The sequence below is a fragment of the Paraburkholderia sp. SIMBA_054 genome (assembly GCF_046534875.1).
GTDB classification, from domain to species: domain Bacteria; phylum Pseudomonadota; class Gammaproteobacteria; order Burkholderiales; family Burkholderiaceae; genus Paraburkholderia; species Paraburkholderia hospita.
On sequence record NZ_JAWRXV010000006.1, the window covers coordinates 126,595 to 145,228 of the forward strand.

Here is an 18,634-nt window from a genome sequence, read left to right on the forward strand (position 1 = left end):
TCAAATATCGCTTGGCGCGCATTCCGCCGCGCGCGTCGCCTCTTGAAGCAGAGAACACAACCTGCTGCATTTTATTCCGCTTGTTTCGCGGAAACTGCAAAAGCACGTTCGAATCGACAAGCCGTGCATTTGTTAGCGGGTCGTCAGCGCGTCAGCGGCGCGCATCAGACCGTGTGTCGTTGCCTTTCCGGCGAGCACGTAGCGGCGGCCTTTCACCGTCCACGACAGTAGCCGCACCTCGCCGATGCGCTGCGCCGCCCAGTGCGGCTGGTCGGTCGCGAATGGCGCTGCGCTCGAAAGCAGCACGACAGCTTCACCGTCGGCATTGCGGTAATCGAGTATATCGACGCTCGCAACCGCGTTCGGATGACGCGTCTTTGTCGCAACCAGCTTTAGCCCTAAAGGCGCCAGATCGACCGAGTGCGGATCGAAAAGTGCAGCCTCGGGCGCAGCGCCGGTTCGCTGCCCCGAATCGCGCATCAGCGCCATGACGGCCGCGGCGTCGAGCATCTCCGGCGACACACGCGACGCAAAAAACCAGCCGCTCGCGGACAGAACCACCAGCACCATGCCGAGCAGCGCGACGCCGATGCGCCGCACAAAGAACCTGCGCATCGCCGACGGGATCTGGACCGTCCGCTTTCGATCACCACCTGGCGCCTGAACGGGTTGCGGAAACGCGCCTTCAAATGCGCTGCGCATCTGCATGTTCAACTGCCGATAGAACGCGATCCGTTCGGCCTCGCCGGGTCGCGCGCCGAGATATTTCCGCACGCGCGCCGCCCGATCCGGCGGCAGATTGCCGTCGGCGAATGCCTGCATGTCCGCTTCGGTAAGCGGCTTGTCGGACGGTGGATGGGTGGGGGACATGGTCGTCGATCGTGCAAATATCGGGCTCTTGTTGCGCTAACAGGATCGTTGCAGCCTTTATTCCATCCGCTTTCGACGATTCATTCGTCAGACGTTAGGCAAAAAGAAACGCGCCGCATGACGTGAGTCATGCGGCGCGTTGCGCGATGCAGCGAAGGTGCTTACTTGGCCGAAACGTCGATATTGCCGAAGTATTTCTCCGCGAGCGTCTTGACCGTGCCGTCCGCCTGCACCTTGGAGATGGCCGCGTTCAACTGATTGCGCAGCGCCGTGTCACCCTTGCGAATGCCGAACGCCACGCCGCTGCCGAGAATCTTGTCGTCGCGCACCGCCTGACCGACGAACGCGAAGTCCTTGCCGTCAGGACGCGACAGGAAGCCCGTCTGACCCGCCGGCGCGAGCACTAGCGTCGCATCGAGTCGACCAGCGACGAGATCCGCATAGACCTGATTCTGATCCTGATACGGCACGACGGTGACGCCAGCGCTTTCCCAATGCGCCTTCGCATACGTTTCCTGGATCGACGCCTGCAACACGCCGACGCGTTTGCCTTTGAGAGACTCGGGCGTCGGTTGCAGCCCGCTGTCCTTGCGCGCGATCAGTTGCGTCGGCACGCGGTAGATCACGTTGGTGAAGTCGATTGCCTGACGGCGCTTTTCCGTCGCGTTCATCGCCGAGTTGATCGCGTCGAACTTGCGGCCCTGCAGCGCGGGGATCAAACCGTCGAACGACGTTTCGACCCAGCTGCATTTCAGGTTCGCCGTCTTGCAGACCGCATTGCCGACATCGATATCGAAGCCCTGCAACTCGCCATTCGAGCCCTTCGACTCAAACGGCGGATATTGCGCCTCGAGGCCATAGCGCAGCGACGTCGCATCGGCAGCCATCGCCGACGCCGTCGCCACCGATGCGAACGCGCACGCCAGCATCAGCAGATTCTTCACTAGCTTCATATCGATCTCCTTCCCCTTATGTTCAATGCGGTTCAACGCACGTCAGACGGCGTGGCGATGCGCCGGTGCGTGAGCACCGGCAGGCGGTTGCGCGCTTCATCGAGCGCGCTTTGTGTCAGCGTCGCGAGCGCGATGCCGGGTTCGTCGTCATGCCGCGCGAGCACTTCGCCCCACGGCCCGATGATCATACTGTGGCCAAAAGTCCGCCAGCCGTTCGAATGCGTGCCGCACTGGCCGGACGCGAGCACGAAAGCCTGGTTCTCGACGGCTCGCGCGCGCAATAGCAGTTCCCAATGCGCGAGGCCTGTGGTGTACGTGAAAGCGGCGGGCACGGCAATCACATCAGCGCTGGGTCCCGCGCGATACAGTTCGGGAAAGCGCAAGTCGTAGCACACCGAAAGACGCAGCGTGCCGAACGGACCCTGCACCGTGCCGATGCTGTCGCCGCCGACCATCGTGTCGCCTTCCGCGTGCTGCTCCGTGCCCTGATTGAAGCTGAACAGATGGATCTTGTCGTAGCGCGCCGCGCTTTGTCCCGACGGATCGAACACAAGCGACGTGTTGTACGCATGCGTGCCGGCCTGCGGCCCATGCGACGGCCGGATCGGCACCGTGCCGCCGATCAGCCACGCGCCCGTCTCGCGCGCGAGTTCGGAAAGCGCCTGTTGGATCGGACCGTCGCCGAATGCTTCGGCAAGGGCCACGCGCTGCATTTCGTCGTCGCCGATCCAGCAAAAGTATTCGGGCAGGCAGATGAGCGTGGCGCCGTCGCGCGCGGCCTGATGCACCCAGCGACGCGCTTCGCCGAGATTCTGCTGGACGTCCGCGCTGCTGCTCATCTGCACCACGGCTGCCTTGATCGATTCCTGCATCATTGCGTGTCCCTCAGATTGAACGCAAACGGCGCGCGCCTTCGATCAGCGTCTCGTCGTCCTTCGAAAAGCTCAGGCGAATCAGGCCGGAATCCGTGCCGTCCGTATAGAACGCGGACAGCGGAATGGTCGCAACCTTCGCATCGCGGATCAGGCGCAGCACGAAGTCGCTGTCGCTTTCATCCGAGAAGCCGCGAAAACGCGCGAGCATGAAGAAGCTGCCCTCGCTCGGCAACAGCTCGAAGCGCGACTCGCTCAGCTCGCGCGCCAGCAGATCGCGCTTGTGCTGATAGAACGCGGACAGGCCCAGGTAGCTTTGCGGATTCGACAGCGCTTCGACGAACGCGTACTGCATCGGCGTATCGGCGGAAAACACCATGAACTGATGGACCTTGCGGATCTCGTCCATCAGCGCGGCGGGCGCGAGGCAATAACCGACGCGCCAGCCCGTCACGTGATACGACTTGCCGAACGACGACACGATCACGCTGCGTTCCGCCAGCTCGCGATGACACGCCATGCTGTGGTGCTTCGCGCCGTCGAACACGACGTGCTCATACACTTCGTCGGAAAGAATCACGATATCCGTGTTGCGCGTGACGGCCTTCAGGCGCTCGATATCGGCATCGCTGAAAATCGTCGCGGTCGGATTGTGCGGCGTGTTGACGATGATCATCCGCGTTTTCGGCGTGATCGCCGCGGACACTTCGTCCCAGTTCACGCGGAAATCCGTGGAAGACAGCTTGATCGGAATGGGCGTCGCGCCTTGCAGGCGCACGATGGGCGCATAGCTGTCGAACGACGGCTCGAAGTAGATCACTTCGTCGCCGGGATGTACGAGCGCGCTGATCGTCGAATACAGGCCTTCGCTGGCACTGGCGATCACGGTCACTTCCGTCGACGGATCGTAGTGCACGCCATACAGCGTTTCGACCTTCGCGGCGAGCGCCGCGCGCAATGCGCCGATGCCCGCCATCGGCGCGTACTGGTTGTGACCGGCGCGCATGGCTTTGGTCACGCCATCGACGAGCGCTTCGTCGGGCGAAAAATTCGGCGCGCCCTGTGACAGGTTCAGCGCATTGTGTTCGGCGGCCAGTTGACCGATCACCGTGAAAATCGTCGTGCCGACGTCCGGCAACTTCGAGCGGGCTTGCAAAGCGCTCTGCATGAGATTCCTCCTCCTCGCTGCAAATCGGCGGGCCACGCATCACGCGTCGGTCCCGTTCAGTTTGAACGATTAGGCAACAACGCGTGCACGAGAACAATCGAAACTTTGTCATGCGCGGTATGCGTTTCGCTCATGCACGCGGCGATCGGAGGCGACTTGAAGATTGGCACAAACGTGCGTGCCCTTCTGCGGCAATGCGGCATGCAAATGACGGCGAGGCAATCCCGCCGCCATGAAAAGGAGTGATGCCTTCGTCTTCCGCTTATTCGTCTGACGTTTTACTCGCAAAAGGCGAAGGCAAGGCTCACTCGTCCATCAAACGCACTTTCACCTTCTTGCCTTTAACCTTGCCCGCACTGAGTTTGCGCAACGCATCACGGGCGATGCCGCGCTCGACGGCGACATAAGTCGAAAACTCCGTCACATTGATCTTGCCGATCTGCGTACCGTTGAAACCGGCTTCGCCCGTCAGCGCGCCCAGCACATCGCCGGGACGGATCTTTTCCTTGCGGCCGCCGAGAATCTGCAGCGTCTCCATGGGCGGCAGCAGCGGCTCGTTGCTCGCCGCCTTCAGCTCGGCCAGCGGATGCCATTCGACATCGCGCCCTTGCGCCTCTTCGACACCGCCCACGCGTCCCATCTCGTTCATGCTCGCGAGGCTCAGCGCCCAGCCCTCCTGATCCGCGCGACCCGTGCGGCCGATCCGGTGCACGTGTACTTCCGGGTCCGGCGTCACGTCGACGTTGATCACAGCTTCGAGCTGCGCGATGTCGAGGCCGCGCGCGGCGACATCGGTTGCGACGAGCACGGAGCAGCTGCGATTCGCAAACTGGATCAGCACCTGATCGCGCTCACGCTGATCGAGCTCGCCATGCAGTGCGAGCGCGTGGAAACCTTGTGCGCGCAAGACGTCGAGCAGATCGCGGCACTGGTTCTTCGTGTTGCAGAACGCGATCGTGCTCACGGGACGGTAGTGATTCAGCAACAGACCGACGGCATGCAGACGCTCGTCTTCCGTCACTTCGTAGAAGCGCTGGCGGATCTTGCTGTCGTCGTGCCGTTCTTCGAGCTTGACGTCCTTCGGGTTGCGCAAGAATTGCTGGCTCAGCTTCGCGATGCCCTCGGGATACGTCGCCGAGAACAGCAGCGTCTGCCGCTCTTTCGGACATTGACGCGCGACCTTCGCGATATCGTCGAAGAAGCCCATGTCGAGCATGCGGTCCGCTTCGTCGAGCACTAGCGTGTTGAGCGCGTCGAGCGACAGGCTGCCGCGCTCCAGATGGTCCATGATGCGCCCCGGCGTGCCGACGACGATATGCGCGCCATGCTCGAGACTGGCGGTTTGCGGACGCATCGGCGTGCCGCCGCACAGCGTTAGCACCTTGATGTTCTCTTCGGCGCGCGCGAGGCGCCGGATTTCCTGCGTCACCTGATCGGCGAGTTCGCGCGTCGGGCACAGCACCATCGCTTGCACCGCGTAGCTGCGCGCGTCGAGCCGCGCCAGCAATGCGAGCGAAAACGCGGCGGTCTTGCCGCTGCCCGTTTTCGCCTGCGCGATCAGATCCTGGCCGGCAAGCGCGATCGGCAAGCTGGCGGCCTGAATGGGCGTCATCTCGACGTAGCCGAGTTGCGTGAGATTCGCGAGCACCGCTTCGGAAAGCGGCAGTTCGCTAAAAGGACGAGCCTTGTTTGTCATGTCGATGTCGATGTGGGCTTAGTTGTACGGGCGACCTTCGATCTGCTCGTAGACGATCGTGCCGTCGTCGGCATCGAATCGTTCGACATAGTTGCGCGCGCCGCACATCGGGCAGCGAAACAGCAAACCTTGCCCTTCGTTCTTGATGACGACGTCGGACAGTTCCCACTGCGCGCCGCAGCTCTGGTTGATGCAAGTAAACACGGTGATCTCCAGCTTGAGTCATCCGCGCGACGTCTGCGTGCGCGCGAAGGCCTCTTGATAATAGGTTTACCTGTATGTATACGTAGTAACAGTTAACAAGCGAACTGCTTTTCTGTGGATAACACAGGTTTACCGAAACGAATCAGCGTTTTGCCGGACGCATAACCACATGTGGTTGGTGTGCGTACCGGATGACGTTCGACGAACAACTTTTTCCGCTCGTGCGCGAGCGTCGAGTTACCCCGTTTACGTCCACATCGATTCCACACGAGTTCCGCCCCGCTGTCCTTCCGGTTATCCACAGGTCGCTGTGGACACCTTCAGACAGGCCGGTGCGCGTGTCGTTTCGTCGATGAGGATGGTGGGTCGGGCGGCGAGACGGGGCCGCGCATGCCGCAATTCTAGCGGATGCGCAACAGCGGCCAGCCAATGAGGCGTTAGTGAGCCAGCAGCGCGCTGGCCGGAGAGTGGACGGTTTTCAGCGTTTCAGAGGGACGCACGCCGAAAAGCTTGCGATAGTCGGTGGCGAACTGGCTCAAATGCCAGAAGCCCCACGCAGCCGCGACGTCCTGCACTGTGCGCTCGCCGGGCGCCGCGCCGCACAGGTCACGGCGCGCGCCGTTCAGGCGGATCGCGCGCAGATAGCTCGCGGGCGCAAGGCCCAGCACGTCCTGAAAGCAGTATTGCAGGGTGCGGCGGCTGACGTGCAGATGCTCGCACAGTTCCGGCACGCCGATGGGACGGTCGCGATTCGCGAGCACGTAATCGCGCGCCTCGGACACGATCCACTGCCTGCGCGGACGCGCGGGGATCGCGACGGGTTCAAGCGACGCCGTCGCGCACAGATCGAACAGCGAAGAAAGCACCGACGCTTGCAGATTGTGCCGCGCGCGATCCGACAGCGCGGCGTTGGCCGCGTCGTCGAGCATGCCGGCGAGGAGCGCGCAGAAGCGCGCCTTGCTTCGCGTATCGATGGGAATGATGCCTGCGTGCGCAGCCTGGCCGATCGCGGCCCGGCCGATCAGATCGGCGTGCTCGACGAATTCCGCATGCCGATGCAGCACCTCGCCGCGCACGACCACGCCGAAGATCGCGTAGCCGCCGGGCGTCAGCAGTTCGAACTCGACGCCGCCGCGCTGAAAGGCGAGCGAGTCGCCGCCGATCGGTTGCGGGCCGATGCGGCCGACAGGCTGATCGTCGGCGGGAATGCCGAACCAGCAGGCGTCAGGCGGCACTTCGCACGTCTGCCGCAGCGTCTGGCTGGTCGTCTCGCAGAACACGTGCATGTCGTCGAGGTGCAGGCCCGTCAGCCTCCCGACGAAGCTGCCCGCCGTGAGCTGGTCGTAGGTCTGCGTCCAGCCGTGAAGATTGCGCGCCTGCTCATCGGCGTCGTGTGCGACGCTCGTTTCGAATCGACAGGCAGTCGCTCGCGGCAGCGGAGAAGAAAGATCGGTCGTCATATGGGGCGTCGATGATGAACATGCACCTGCATGTGACATTGAACTAACGAGCGCAAAGCGACGCAAGTCCCATGCCGATCGGATCACCACACAGTGCGCCGGTGTAGCACGCCGCCCTGTTCATTCGGTGAACACTCGCGTTTCGAACTGCTCATGGATGCAACGTCATCCAGATGCTCACCCCCGCTCAAAAAACGACGTGCCTCGCGACAGTGCTGCGTGCACCGGCATTGTCCAAGCTCGCACGCACGTTGGCACGCTTCTGGCGATAAGCACACGCGGCAGCGGAATAGCGCCAAGCCGGGTGATATATCCAATCGAATACATCGACGTCCGATCATGTGAGGAGCACACAGATGAATCACGCAGAGATGAAGTTTCTGACAACCGAGTTCCCGTTCAAGAAGGAGTACGCGAATTTCATCGGCGGAGAATGGGTCAAGCCGGTTGGCGGCGAGTACTTCGACAACATCTCGCCGATTACGGGCGAACCGTTCACGTCGATTCCGCGTTCGCGCGAAGCCGACATCGAACTCGCGCTGGACGCCGCGCATCGCGCGAAGGCGGCCTGGGGCAAGACATCGACCACCGAGCGCGCCAACATCCTCAACAAGATCGCCGACCGCATGGAGGCAAACCTGCAGCGCCTCGCCGTCGCGGAGACGATCGACAACGGCAAGCCGCTGCGCGAAACGATGGCAGCCGACATTCCCCTCGCAATCGATCACTTCCGCTATTTCGCGGGCACCGTGCGCGCGCAGGAAGGCGGCATTTCGGAGATCGATCACGACACGGTCGCGTATCACTTTCATGAGCCGCTCGGCGTGGTCGGTCAGATCATTCCGTGGAACTTCCCGATCCTGATGGCGACATGGAAGCTCGCGCCCGCGCTCGCGGCAGGCAATTGCGTCGTGCTGAAGCCCGCTGAACAGACGCCCGCTTCCATCCTCGTGCTGCTCGAACTGATTCAGGATCTGCTGCCGGCTGGCGTGCTGAACGTCGTCAATGGTTTCGGTCTCGAAGCGGGCAAGCCGCTCGCGTCGAACAAGCGCATCGCGAAGATTGCCTTCACAGGCGAAACGACGACAGGCCGCCTGATCATGCAGTACGCGAGCCAGAACATCATTCCCGTGACGCTGGAGCTCGGCGGCAAGAGCCCGAACATCTTCTTCGCCGACGTGCTCGACAAGGACGACAGCTTCTTCGACAAGGCGCTCGAAGGCTTCGCGATGTTCGCGCTGAATCAGGGCGAAGTCTGCACCTGCCCGTCGCGCGTGCTGGTCGAAGAATCGATTTACGACCGCTTCATGGAGCGCGCGGTGAAGCGCGTCGCCGCCATCCAGCAGGGACACCCGCTCGACTCGAAGACGATGATCGGCGCACAGGCTTCGCGGGAGCAACTGGAAAAGATCCTGTCGTACATCGATCTCGGCAAGCAGGAAGGCGCGCAATGCCTGATCGGCGGCGAGCAGAACAAGCTCGACGGCGAACTCTCGAAGGGCTATTACGTGAAGCCGACCGTGTTCCGCGGTCACAACAAGATGCGCATCTTCCAGGAAGAAATCTTCGGACCGGTCGTTTCCGTCACGACGTTCAAGAACGAAGAAGAAGCGCTGGAGATCGCCAATGACACGCTGTATGGCCTCGGCGCCGGCGTCTGGACGCGCGACGGCACGCGCGCCTATCGCTTCGGCCGCGAGATCCAGGCGGGCCGCGTGTGGACGAATTGCTACCACGCGTACCCGGCGCATGCGGCGTTCGGCGGCTACAAGCAGTCGGGTATCGGACGCGAGAATCACAAGATGATGCTCGATCACTACCAGCAAACGAAGAATCTGCTGGTCAGCTATAGCGACAAACCGTTGGGCTTCTTCTGAGCGTAGTGCTCCTGTTGGGCGGATCGCGCGATGCGGTTCGCCCTTTTTTCCCCGCGGATCAAGCCAAAAGAGGAAGCGCGATGAGCGAAGAAGGCGTTGCGCGTGTCGTGGCAACGGATGCGGCGGTCAAGCTGATTCAGCAGTTGAGCGCCGAGCACGGCCCGATTATTTTTCATCAGTCGGGCGGATGTTGCGACGGCAGCGCGCCGATGTGCTTTCCGTCGAATGAATTCATGGTCGGCGGATCGGATGTGAGGCTCGGCGAGATTGCAGGCGTGCCGTTCTATATGAGCGAATCGCAATTCGAGTACTGGCAGCACACGCAGTTGATCATCGATGCCGTGCCGGGCAACGGCGGCATGTTTTCACTGGAGCGGCCTACGGGTCTGCGGTTCCTGACGCGCTCGCGCCTGTTCGACGATGTAGAGAATGCGTGGCTCGAAAAGCATCCGGTGAGCAAAGCCGACGCTGTTTGATGTCGATGTTTCGAGTGCCCAAACGCTGCGTGCGTCTGGGCACTTTTCTATTTCTTCGAGGCGTCAGGAATAGCGGACGCAGCTTCTTCAGCGTGAAGCAGCGCGTCGCTGTCGTCCTTCAAGCCGACGCCCGTCAACCCCAGACGACGCGCATGCGTCAGCAGATAGTGCAGCTTGTGCGCCGCGGCTTCGTAATCGAGTCCTTCCGGCCGCACATTTGAAATGCAATTGCGCTGCGCGTCGCTGCACCCCACTTTCGGCGCGTACGTCAGATAGATGCCGAGGCTATCCGGCGAACTCAGCCCCGGCCTTTCGCCGATCAACATCACGACGAGCTTCGTCTTCAACAACTCGCCGATCTCATCGCCCAACGCGACACGCGATTGACGCGCGACCACGACAGGTCCGATCTTCCAGTCGGTGAGACGCTTCGTGATCGCTTGCAGGAACGGAATCGATTGTTTCGACGCGGCGAATGCAGATAGTCCATCGGCGATGACGAATACAACATCGGGCGTATCATTGGTCGCCGCCTGGCTTAGCGCGTCGCGGCTCTCATCGGACAGGCGTCGCCCCATATCAGGTCGACGCAAATAATGCGCGCGATCCGGCGCGGCGCTATGCACGTCGAGCGACACAAAGCCGTGCGCGCGCAATTGTTCATGCAAGACATCAGCATCGAGCGGATGATGCACGGCATCGCGCGCCTGCGCATGCGAGAGATTGAACGCGAGCAACGGCGCGGTCGGCAGACTGTTGCCCGCGCGGCCCAATGCGATGCGCGCATTCGTGAACGCACGCAGCGCCTGCCACGCATTCTTTTCGATCGAATCGCTCATGCGATGCCCATCCATTCGCTCGCGCCTTCGAGCAACGGCTGACGCGTCGGCGCATTGAGCAGCGCACCGCGCGGATCGGTGATCTGCATCGACTCCAGCCATTCTTCGAACTCGGGCGCGCGACGCAAGCCGAGCACGTCGCGCACATACAGCGCGTCATGGAACGACGTGCTCTGGTAGTTCAGCATCACGTCATCCGCGCCGGGAATGCCCATGATGAAGTTGATGCCCGCCACGCCAAGCAGCGTCAGCAGATTGTCCATGTCGTCCTGATCGGCTTCCGCGTGATTCGTGTAGCAGATGTCGCAGCCCATCGGCACGCCGAGCAGCTTGCCGCAGAAGTGATCTTCGAGGCCCGCGCGCGTGATCTGCTTGCCGTCGTACAGATATTCGGGGCCGATAAATCCGACTACGGTATTCACCAGAAACGGATTGAACTGACGCGCGACGGCGTACGCGCGCACCTCGCAGGTCTGCTGATCGACGCCATGATGCGCGTCCGCCGAGAGCGCACTGCCCTGCCCGGTCTCGAAGTACATCACGTTGTTGCCGACCGTGCCGCGCTCGAGCGACAACGCCGCTTCATACGCTTCCTGCAACAGCGCAAGCGAGATACCGAAACCCGCATTCGCTTTCTCGGTGCCTGCGATCGACTGGAACACGAGATCGACGGGTGCACCCTTTTCTATCGCCGCAATCGTGTTGGTGACGTGCGTGAGCACGCATGATTGCGTCGGCACCTGATAGCGCGTGCGGAAGTCGTCGATCATCATGAGCAACTTCGTGATCGCCGAAAGACTGTCGGACGCGGGGTTGATGCCGACCATCGCATCGCCGCAACCGTACATCAAGCCGTCGATCATCGATGCAGCGATGCCCTTCACGTCATCCGTCGGATGATTCGGCTGCAGACGCACCGACATGTGACCCGGCAAGCCGACCGTGTTGCGAAAGCGCGTGACGACGGGCCGCTTGCGCGCCGCGAGGATCAGATCCTGATTGCGCATCAGCTTCGACACGGCCGCAACCATCTCGGGCGTGAGCCCTTTCGTGATGCGCGTGAGCGCGGCCGTATCCGTCGAACTCGAGAGCAGCCAGTTGCGAAACTCGCCCACCGTCAGATGCGAAATCTCGGCGAACGCTTCGGGCGAATGCGTATCGACGACGAGGCGCGTGACTTCGTCGCTCTCGTAAGGAACCAGCGCTTCGTTGAGGAACGTGCGCAGCGGCACGTCCGCGAGCGCCATCTTCGCGGCGACGCGCTCCTCCTCGCTGGCCGCCGCGATACCGGCGAGCTGGTCGCCGGAACGCAGCGGGCTCGCCTTCGCCATTAGCGTCTTCAGATCGGCAAAACGGTACGTGCGGCTGCCGATTGTCTCCGTGTAGCTCATGTCGTGTACTCCATCGCCGCAGCTACTGCGCGGCTTGTTGCAGGTACGCCAGTGCTTCTACAGCGTGGTCATTCTTCGAGCAACGCATCGGCGGGCGCGACTTCGCGTTGATGACGCGTCATCAGGAAGTAGCCGTAGCCGAGCGCGATGAACGCGGCGAACACCAGCGCGACGAGCAGATTGAAGTAGATCATCGTCGCCAGCGAAATCACCGCGGCCACCAGCGCGAACGCCGGGAAGTACGGAAACAGCGGCGCGCGGAACGGGCGCTCCATGTCCGGGTCGCTGCGGCGCAGCTTGAAGAGCGAAAGCATGCTGATGATGTACATCACGATAGCGCCAAATACCGACATCGTCACGATGTTCGCCGTCAGCGTCTGGCCGCCGAACTGAATCAGCTCGTCGCTATAGATCGCGGCAATGCCGACCACGCCGCCCGCGAGAATCGCGCGATGCGGGGTCTTGAAGCGCGGATGCACTTTCGACAGCCATTCGGGCAGGTAGCCCGCGCGCGCCAGCGCGAAGATTTGCCGCGAGTAGCCAAGGATGATGCCGTGGAACGACGCGACGAGGCCGAACAGTCCCAGCCAGACCAGCATGTGCATCCAGCCGCTGTTTTCACCGACGATGTATTTCATCGCTTGCGGCAGCGGGTCGTTGATGTTGGAGAGCTTGGTCCAGTCGCCCGCCGCGCCCGCGAACACCATCACGCCGATGGCCAGCACGACGAGGGTCAGGATGCCCGCCACGTAGGCGATCGGGATGGAGCGCTTCGGGTTTTTCGCTTCTTCGGCGGCCATCGCGACGCCTTCGATCGCGAGGAAGAACCAGATCGCGAACGGAATCGCAGCGAACATGCCGTGGAACGAGCCCATGCTGAACGTATTGGCGCCGGCCCAGCCGCCCTTTGTGAAGTTCGACCACTGGAAGCCCGGCGACACGACGCCCATGAACACGAGCAGTTCAAAGATCGCGAGCAGCGTCACGCACAACTCGAACGCCGCCGCGATCTGCACGCCGACGATATTCAGCGCCATGAACACCAGATACGCGCCCATTGCCGCGTGCTTGGGTTCGAGGCCGGGAAACTGCACATGCAGATACGCGCCGATCGCGAGCGCGATCGCGGGTGGCGCAAACACGAACTCGACGAGCGTCGCAGCGCCCGCGATGTAGCCGCCCGTCGGACCGAACGCGTGGCGCGCATAGGCGAACGGGCCGCCCGCGTGCGGAATCGACGTGGTGAGCTCGGTGAAGCTGAAAATGAATGTCGTGTACATCGCGGCAATGAACAGCGCAGTGATCACGAAACCGAGCGTGCCGGCGCTCGCCCAGCCGTAGCTCCAGCCGAAATACTCGCCGGAGATCACAAGGCCGACGGCGATGCCCCAAAGCTGCCAGGTGCCGAGCGTCTGCTTCAGTTCGTGATGCGTAACGGCGCCTTTGTGCTGGGTTGTCGACTCTGATTTCATCTGAGGCTCCCTTTTGTTGAAGTTGCCGGCTGATCGGCCCGCGTGGTGGGCCCACGGAGCGGTCCTTTTGGCGGTGGCATCTGGCGATGGTAGGAAGCCATTAATCGAGGTGTTATCGAAAATCGGCAAAAGTTAGCTTGGGTTGTTTTATCTTGTTTCGTTAGGTCGCGATTAAGAAAATGCTGAATATGCGCGACGACTGACGGGCCGCAGCAGCGAAAAATCCGCAGGATTTGGTAAATCGCCGCGTGCTATCGTGTTTTCATCGATCCTTTTCCAATGCTTGCCATGAACGATATCGGCCATCGCGCGCGCTACGCCGCACGGCTCGCCCGCGTGCTCGACAATATCTACGATCACCTCGACGAGCCGCTCGATATCGAACGGCTTGCCGGGATTGCGTGTCTGTCGACGTATCACTGGCACCGGATCTATCAGGCAATGTACGGCGAAACGGTCGCGACGACGGTACGCCGGCTGCGTTTGCATCGCGCGGCCGGCTATCTCGCGAATGGGTCGATGCCGATTGCCGAGATCGCCGAGCGGTCCGGCTATAGCAGTTTGCAGTCGTTCACGCGGACGTTCAGCGCCGTCTTCGGCATGCCGCCCGCGCTGTATCGGAAGGCCGGGACGCACAGCCGGTTCCGGCCGTCTCTAGCGGATTCAGGAGGGTGCGAAATGACGATGAGAGACGTGGTGATACGCGATATCGAGGGCTTCGACGTGCTGAGCGTCGATCACGTCGGGCCGTATATGCAGATCGGCAAGGCGTTCGATACGCTGATGGGATGGCTGGCTTCCCGTGGCCTGCTGTCGAACGAGATGCGGATGATCGGCATTTACTACGATGATCCGACGGCGGTGGCCGAGGGTGAGTTGCGGTCGAAGGCGGGCGTATGGCTGCCGCGTACCGTCGATGTGTCGGGTGATGGTCTGGTAAGCGTCACGTCGATCACGGGCGGCAGGTACGCGGTGTTGCGGCATAAGGGGCCTTACGCGGATATGGCGTCGGCTTATCAGTGGCTTTACGGCGAGTGGCTGGTCAATTCGGAACATGAGGCCGCCGACGCGCCGGTGTTCGAGGAGTATTTGAATAATCCTAAGGAAACCGCGCCGGCGAACTTGCTGACGGATATCTGCTTGCCAGTGGTTTAGGAATGGTTCGTGCTCGCTGCCGATGTTCTGTTGCTGTCGGAAGTGGGTGAAAGCATGAAGCGGTATCGGGATTTGAGCGGCCAGTCGGGTGTCGTTGCTTACGAGATATCGGATGACGCGATCACCGTGAAGTTTCGTGACGGTGACGTGTATCTGTACGACTATGCGACGGCGGGACGGCGGGACGGCGGGAAGTCGAGGAGATGAAGCGGCTGGCCGTCGCAGGGCAAGGTTTGTCGACTTTTATCTCGCGGGTCGTGAAGGATCGGTATGCGCGCAAATGGTCTTGAGATTTCTTAGGCGATAAAAAAACTCCAACCAGTGACGGTTGGAGTTTTTGTTGGTGCTTAGCTGATTTGGCTCGGGACGCTTACTCAAACGTCGATATTCCCCGCCCGCAACGCATTGCTCTCGATGAACGCGCGACGCGGCTCGACTTCATCGCCCATCAGCGTCGTAAAGATCCCATCCGCCGCGATCGCATCTTCGATCTGCACGCGCAGCAAGCGACGTACGCTCGGATCCATCGTCGTTTCCCAGAGCTGTCCAGGATTCATCTCACCGAGACCCTTATAGCGCTGCTTCGAAACGTTCCGCTCGGCATCGGCGATCAGCCATTTCATCGCACTCTTGAAGTCGCCGACAGCCACGCTCCGCTCACCGCGCTTTATGACAGCGCCCTCGCCGATCAGCCCCTTGAACGTGTTCGCCGTGTTCACGAGTTGCTGATAGTCCGCCGTAAGCTGGAACTCTTCGTCGATGACCGAGACCTTCACGTTGCCGTGATGACGACGCTCGACGCGCAGCGAACGCAGTTCGCGCACCGGGTCGTACATCGGGATCACATTGACCTCGGGCTTGAGCGGATCGTCGCGCAGCTTGGCCTGAAGTGAAGCGGCCGATACTTGCGTCGACTGCTCGCTCGACAGATCGATCGTCACGCCGTCCATCACCGCGCCGAGCGCCGCTTCGTCGTACAACCGGCTCAGACGATCGACGACTCCCTGCGCCAGCAAATAAGAACGAGCCAGCTCGCCCAGCGCATCGCCCGCAATCGGCGTCCCGCCTTCCGACGGCATCAGTTCAGACCCGTTCAGAGCCAGACGCAGCATATGCGCGTTCAACTCCGCGGTGTCCTTAAGATAACGCTCGTCCTTGCCCGCCTTCACCTTGTACAGCGGCGGTTGCGCGATATAGATATAGCCGCGCTCGATCATCTCCGGCATCTGACGATAGAAGAACGTCAGCAGCAGCGTACGGATGTGCGCACCGTCGACGTCCGCGTCGGTCATGATGATGATGCGGTGATAGCGCAGCTTGTCGAGGTTGTAGTCTTCCTTGCCAATGCCGCAGCCCAGCGCCGTAATCAGCGTGACGATCTGTTCCGACGACAGCAGCTTGTCGTAACGCGCCTTCTCGACGTTCAGCACCTTGCCGCGCAGCGGCAGAATGGCCTGGAATTTTCTGTCGCGGCCCTGCTTTGCCGAACCGCCTGCCGAATCGCCCTCGACGATGTAAATCTCAGACTTCGCAGGATCTTTCTCCTGGCAGTCCGCCAGCTTGCCCGGCAGTCCGACGCCGTCCAGCACGCCTTTGCGTCGCGTCATTTCACGCGCCTTGCGCGCTGCGTCGCGAGCACGCGCGGCATCGACGATCTTGCCGCAAATGATCTTCGCGTCGTTCGGTGTTTCGAGCAGGAACTCTTCGAGCGCCTTCGCGACCACTTCTTCGACCGGCGCGCGCACTTCCGACGACACCAGCTTGTCCTTCGTCTGCGAACTGAACTTCGGCTCGGGCACCTTCACCGACAGCACACACGACAGCCCTTCGCGCATGTCGTCGCCCGACGTTTCGACCTTCGCCTTCTTCGCGATTTCGTGGTCGACGATGTACTTGTTGATCACGCGCGTCATGGCCGCGCGCAGACCCGTCAAATGGCTACCGCCGTCGCGCTGCGGAATGTTGTTCGTGAAGGTCAGTACGTTCTCGTTGTAGCTGTCGTTCCATTGCATCGCCACTTCGACGCCCACACCGTCCTTCTCGCCGACGATATGAAAAATGGTCGGATGCAGCACGGTCTTCGTCTTGTTGATGTACTCGACGAAGCCCTTCACGCCGCCGACAAACGCGAAATCGTCTTCCTTGCCCGAACGCTGATCGGTGAGACGAATCCGCACGCCGTTGTTCAGGAACGAGAGTTCGCGAATACGCTTCGCGAGAATGTCGTAGTGATATTCGACATTGCCGAAGATTTCCAGATCGGCCATGAAGTGCACTTCGGTGCCACGGTTTTCCGTATCGCCGACAACAGCGATCGGCGACAGGCGTTCACCGTCCACTTCTTCGATGACGCGGTTTTGCGGCACGCCACGGTGGAACTCCATGAAGTGCTTCTTGCCGTCACGACGCACGGTCAGGCGCAGCCACGACGACAGCGCATTCACGCACGACACGCCCACGCCGTGCAGGCCGCCCGACACCTTGTAGCTGTTCTGGTCGAACTTGCCGCCCGCGTGCAACTCGGTCATGACGATTTCAGCGGCGCTGCGCTTCGGATCGTGCTTGTCGTCGCGCTTGATGCCCGTCGGGATGCCGCGGCCGTTGTCGGTCACGGAAATCGAGTTGTCGGCGTGGATGATGACCTGAATGTCGTCGCAATGACCGGCGAGTGCCTCGTCGATCGAATTGTCGAGCACCTCGAACACGAGGTGATGCAGACCGGTCCCGTCCGACGTATCGCCGATGTACATACCCGGTCGCTTGCGCACGGCCTCCAGACCTTCGAGGATCTGAATGGACGAGGCGCCGTAGCTGTTATCGGGTTGCGAATTGTTCGTTTCAGTCATGGATTTCTTCCGGATCTGCGTTACTGCTTCGTTACTGCTCGGAGCTTTTCAAAACACCATAAAAACACCAAAGGGGCGCTGCGCCCCTTGGTGTGTTCTTCGTGTTGGACGCGTCAGATGCGCATCGGCATCACCACGTATTTGAACTCGTCGTTCTCGGGAATGGTGATCAGCGCGCTCGAACTCGCGTCGCCGAGGCTGATTTCCAGCAGGTCAACCTTCAGGTTCGCGAGCACGTCGAGCAGGTACGTGACGTTGAAACCGATGTCGATGCTGTCGCCCTGGTACGGGATTTCGAGTTCTTCCTGGGCTTCTTCCTGGTCCGCGTTGGTGGACATGATCTTCAACTGGCCCGGCTCGACGATGCAGCGCACGCCCTTGAACTTGTCCGAGGTCAGAATGGCCGCGCGTTGCAGCGAACGTTGCAACTCTTCGCGGCCGATCACGAAGGTGTTCTTGTGCGACTTCGGAATCACGCGCTGGAAGTCGGGGAACTTGCCTTCGACCAGCTTCGATACCAGCTCGACGCCGCCGAACGTGAACTTGACCTGCGTGGGCGCGATGTCGATCTTGAGGACATCGTCGATGTCTTCGAGCAGACGTTGCAGTTCGAGAATCGTCTTACGCGGGATGATGACTTCCTGGCGCGCGAACGAGCCTTCGATCTTCATCGACGAAAACGCGAGGCGGTGACCGTCCGTCGCGACAGCCATCAATTGATCGCCATCGACCACCAGCAGCATGCCATTCAGGTAGTAACGGATGTCCTGCTGCGCCATCGCGAAGTGGACCATGCCGAGCAACTGGCGGAATGTCTTTTGGGGAACCGCGAGGTTTGCGCCAAAGTCTTTAGCTTGAGCGACGGTCGGGAACTCATCGGCCGCCAGCGTCTGCAAGGCGAAACGGCTTTTGCCGGACTGGACCGTCAAGCGTTTGTCGTTCAGGGTCAGCGTGACTTGCCCGTCGGGCATCGCGCGCAGAATGTCGAGCAGCTTGCGTGCCGCTACCGTCGTGGCCACCGAGTCACCGCCGACGCCGAAGTCGGCACGCGTGGTGATTTGTAGTTCGAGGTCGGTGGACAGGAACGAGACGTCCGGGCCGTTCTTGGTAATCAGCAAATTGGCGAGGATCGGCAACGTATGACGGCGTTCGACAATGCCGCTCACGGTTTGCAGCGGCCTGAGGAGGTTATCGCGTTCGGTCTTGACCAGTTGCATAGAGTTCCTTCGTTGATGTGACGGCCTGCGCGCCTTGCCCGGCAGTATTGAAGCGCGCGGCCCCGGCCCCCCGCCGGCGCGGTACTGCGCCAGTCACGGCATGTGAATCCCGTCCGCTTTTGCCGGACGGTTAAACCT

General features: G+C 61.3%; 16 protein-coding genes. 4 read left to right on the forward strand and 12 right to left on the reverse strand.

What is annotated here, in order from left to right; translation table 11 throughout:
- Window positions 1-132: 132 nt before the first annotated feature.
- The 7 genes from SB822_RS09390 to SB822_RS09420 all read right to left on the reverse strand — a co-directional run bounded on the left by SB822_RS09390 (window position 133) and on the right by SB822_RS09420 (window position 7,223).
- On the reverse strand, window positions 133-870 hold the full coding sequence (locus SB822_RS09390; RefSeq protein WP_410854526.1) for an anti-sigma factor family protein: 738 nt from the start codon (window positions 868-870) through the stop codon (window positions 133-135).
- A 161-nt stretch (window positions 871-1,031) separates the two neighbouring features.
- Window positions 1,032-1,823, reverse strand: coding sequence for an ABC transporter substrate-binding protein (locus SB822_RS09395; RefSeq protein WP_007581931.1), 792 nt, complete (start codon window positions 1,821-1,823; stop codon window positions 1,032-1,034).
- A 32-nt stretch (window positions 1,824-1,855) separates the two neighbouring features.
- Window positions 1,856-2,698 (reverse strand): carbon-nitrogen hydrolase family protein, encoded by an 843-nt coding sequence (locus tag SB822_RS09400; protein WP_410854527.1) that lies wholly within the window; start codon window positions 2,696-2,698, stop codon window positions 1,856-1,858.
- A 10-nt stretch (window positions 2,699-2,708) separates the two neighbouring features.
- Window positions 2,709-3,863, reverse strand: a complete 1,155-nt coding sequence (locus SB822_RS09405) for a pyridoxal phosphate-dependent aminotransferase (protein ID WP_007581927.1) — start codon at window positions 3,861-3,863, stop codon at window positions 2,709-2,711.
- A gap of 304 nt (window positions 3,864-4,167) precedes the next feature.
- Window positions 4,168-5,559 (reverse strand): ATP-dependent RNA helicase DbpA, encoded by a 1,392-nt coding sequence (gene dbpA, locus SB822_RS09410; protein ID WP_007743252.1) that lies wholly within the window; start codon window positions 5,557-5,559, stop codon window positions 4,168-4,170.
- Between the two features lie 18 nt (window positions 5,560-5,577).
- Window positions 5,578-5,763 (reverse strand): hypothetical protein, encoded by a 186-nt coding sequence (locus tag SB822_RS09415; RefSeq protein ID WP_007581925.1) that lies wholly within the window; start codon window positions 5,761-5,763, stop codon window positions 5,578-5,580.
- A gap of 437 nt (window positions 5,764-6,200) precedes the next feature.
- Window positions 6,201-7,223 (reverse strand): helix-turn-helix domain-containing protein, encoded by a 1,023-nt coding sequence (locus SB822_RS09420; protein WP_410854528.1) that lies wholly within the window; start codon window positions 7,221-7,223, stop codon window positions 6,201-6,203.
- Window positions 7,224-7,579: 356 nt separating this feature from the next.
- On the opposite strand from SB822_RS09420, the gene adh reads away from it, so the two are divergent.
- Together adh and SB822_RS09430 are read left to right on the forward strand one after the other, a co-directional pair.
- Complete coding sequence (gene adh, locus SB822_RS09425; protein ID WP_410854529.1) at window positions 7,580-9,100, forward strand: aldehyde dehydrogenase; 1,521 nt, start codon at window positions 7,580-7,582, stop codon at window positions 9,098-9,100.
- A gap of 80 nt (window positions 9,101-9,180) precedes the next feature.
- Complete coding sequence (locus SB822_RS09430; protein WP_410854530.1) at window positions 9,181-9,576, forward strand: DUF779 domain-containing protein; 396 nt, start codon at window positions 9,181-9,183, stop codon at window positions 9,574-9,576.
- Window positions 9,577-9,623: 47 nt separating this feature from the next.
- Here the strand turns inward: SB822_RS09430 and eutC are convergent, their stop codons facing one another.
- The 3 genes from eutC to eat all read right to left on the reverse strand — a co-directional run bounded on the left by eutC (window position 9,624) and on the right by eat (window position 13,278).
- Complete coding sequence (eutC, locus tag SB822_RS09435; protein WP_410854531.1) at window positions 9,624-10,415, reverse strand: ethanolamine ammonia-lyase subunit EutC; 792 nt, start codon at window positions 10,413-10,415, stop codon at window positions 9,624-9,626.
- Entirely contained in the window at window positions 10,412-11,806 is a 1,395-nt protein-coding gene (locus SB822_RS09440) for an ethanolamine ammonia-lyase subunit EutB (protein ID WP_318224688.1), read from the reverse strand. The genes eutC and SB822_RS09440 overlap by 4 nt, the downstream gene beginning before the upstream one ends.
- A 68-nt stretch (window positions 11,807-11,874) precedes the next feature.
- Window positions 11,875-13,278 carry an ethanolamine permease gene (gene eat / locus SB822_RS09445; protein WP_410854532.1) on the reverse strand — a complete coding sequence of 468 codons (1,404 nt, stop codon included), beginning with the start codon at window positions 13,276-13,278 and terminating at the stop codon, window positions 11,875-11,877.
- A 279-nt stretch (window positions 13,279-13,557) separates the two neighbouring features.
- Between eat and SB822_RS09450 the strand changes: the two genes are divergently transcribed.
- Window positions 13,558-14,433: a GyrI-like domain-containing protein gene (locus SB822_RS09450; protein ID WP_410854533.1), complete on the forward strand. Its 876-nt coding sequence runs from the start codon at window positions 13,558-13,560 to the stop codon at window positions 14,431-14,433.
- 9 nt (window positions 14,434-14,442) lie between these two features.
- Window positions 14,443-14,640: a hypothetical protein gene (locus SB822_RS09455; RefSeq protein ID WP_410854534.1), complete on the forward strand. Its 198-nt coding sequence runs from the start codon at window positions 14,443-14,445 to the stop codon at window positions 14,638-14,640.
- Window positions 14,641-14,807: 167 nt separating this feature from the next.
- Here SB822_RS09455 and gyrB read toward each other — a convergent pair whose 3' ends face one another.
- On the reverse strand, window positions 14,808-17,279 hold the full coding sequence (gene gyrB / locus SB822_RS09460) for a DNA topoisomerase (ATP-hydrolyzing) subunit B (RefSeq protein WP_410854535.1): 2,472 nt from the start codon (window positions 17,277-17,279) through the stop codon (window positions 14,808-14,810).
- 113 nt (window positions 17,280-17,392) lie between these two features.
- Window positions 17,393-18,496 (reverse strand): DNA polymerase III subunit beta, encoded by a 1,104-nt coding sequence (gene dnaN / locus SB822_RS09465; protein WP_007581912.1) that lies wholly within the window; start codon window positions 18,494-18,496, stop codon window positions 17,393-17,395.
- Window positions 18,497-18,634 lie beyond the last annotated feature (138 nt).

Excerpts from the sequence above, each read along its gene's own strand:
- SB822_RS09430 (WP_410854530.1), top strand. The coding sequence starts at position 9,181 with ATGAGCGAAGAAGGCGTTGCGCGTGTCGTGGCAACGGATGCGGCGGTC.
- dbpA (WP_007743252.1), bottom strand. The coding sequence starts at position 5,559 with ATGACAAACAAGGCTCGTCCTTTTAGCGAACTGCCGCTTTCCGAAGCG.
- SB822_RS09390 (WP_410854526.1), bottom strand. The coding sequence starts at position 870 with ATGTCCCCCACCCATCCACCGTCCGACAAGCCGCTTACCGAAGCGGAC.
- SB822_RS09450 (WP_410854533.1), top strand. The coding sequence starts at position 13,558 with ATGCTTGCCATGAACGATATCGGCCATCGCGCGCGCTACGCCGCACGG.
- SB822_RS09395 (WP_007581931.1), bottom strand. The coding sequence starts at position 1,823 with ATGAAGCTAGTGAAGAATCTGCTGATGCTGGCGTGCGCGTTCGCATCG.
- adh (WP_410854529.1), top strand. The coding sequence starts at position 7,580 with ATGAATCACGCAGAGATGAAGTTTCTGACAACCGAGTTCCCGTTCAAG.
- SB822_RS09400 (WP_410854527.1), bottom strand. The coding sequence starts at position 2,698 with ATGATGCAGGAATCGATCAAGGCAGCCGTGGTGCAGATGAGCAGCAGC.
- SB822_RS09420 (WP_410854528.1), bottom strand. The coding sequence starts at position 7,223 with ATGACGACCGATCTTTCTTCTCCGCTGCCGCGAGCGACTGCCTGTCGA.
- dnaN (WP_007581912.1), bottom strand. The coding sequence starts at position 18,496 with ATGCAACTGGTCAAGACCGAACGCGATAACCTCCTCAGGCCGCTGCAA.
- gyrB (WP_410854535.1), bottom strand. The coding sequence starts at position 17,279 with ATGACTGAAACGAACAATTCGCAACCCGATAACAGCTACGGCGCCTCG.
- eutC (WP_410854531.1), bottom strand. The coding sequence starts at position 10,415 with ATGAGCGATTCGATCGAAAAGAATGCGTGGCAGGCGCTGCGTGCGTTC.
- SB822_RS09440 (WP_318224688.1), bottom strand. The coding sequence starts at position 11,806 with ATGAGCTACACGGAGACAATCGGCAGCCGCACGTACCGTTTTGCCGAT.
- SB822_RS09405 (WP_007581927.1), bottom strand. The coding sequence starts at position 3,863 with ATGCAGAGCGCTTTGCAAGCCCGCTCGAAGTTGCCGGACGTCGGCACG.
- eat (WP_410854532.1), bottom strand. The coding sequence starts at position 13,278 with ATGAAATCAGAGTCGACAACCCAGCACAAAGGCGCCGTTACGCATCAC.